The following is a 545-nucleotide window of genomic DNA, read 5'->3' on the forward strand; positions in this document are numbered from 1 at the left end:
TCTGCTTTGACTTTTGGTGTTTGTCCATCTTCACCGTTTTTAACGATGGTTGTTAAGGATGGTTTGTTGTCTGGTTGGGTGATGGTGATGGTGTGTGTTCCGTTATTGTTATCTGTTACGGTTACTTCTGGTGTGAAGCCGTCTTTTCCGTTTTCACCCTTGTCACCTTTTGGACCTTTGATGTTGCCTGCTGGTTCCCATGCATTGTTCTTCTTAACGAAGACATCGCCTGTTTCAGTATTAACGAAGCTATCTCCATCTTTGCCGTCTGTAGCTTTTGGATCTACTTTTCCGTTTAATACTTCTTTACCATCACGACCAGATGCTCCATCCGCACCTTTTGCTCCATCTTGTCCATCTTTAACTACTGTTGTTTGAACAAGTGTGTCTGTTCCTTCTGTGTAGTTTCCGTCGCCATCTTTGTCAATGTAGAAGGTTAATGTAGTTTGTTTCTTCGCTTCATCTCGCTCTGCTTTGACTTTTGGTGTTTGTCCATCTTCACCGTTTTTAACGATGGCTGTTAAGGATGGTTTGTTGTCTGGTTG

At 42.6% G+C, this 545-nt stretch carries 1 protein-coding gene; it reads right to left on the reverse strand.

Annotated elements, in window-relative coordinates:
• The coding region (locus K1I67_RS09820; protein ID WP_440138141.1) for a collagen-flanked surface repeat-containing protein at positions 1 to 545 on the reverse strand (545 nt) is incomplete at both ends.

Origin of the sequence: Streptococcus infantis, from assembly GCF_019929575.1 — a bacterium.
GTDB classification, from domain to species: domain Bacteria; phylum Bacillota; class Bacilli; order Lactobacillales; family Streptococcaceae; genus Streptococcus; species Streptococcus infantis_L.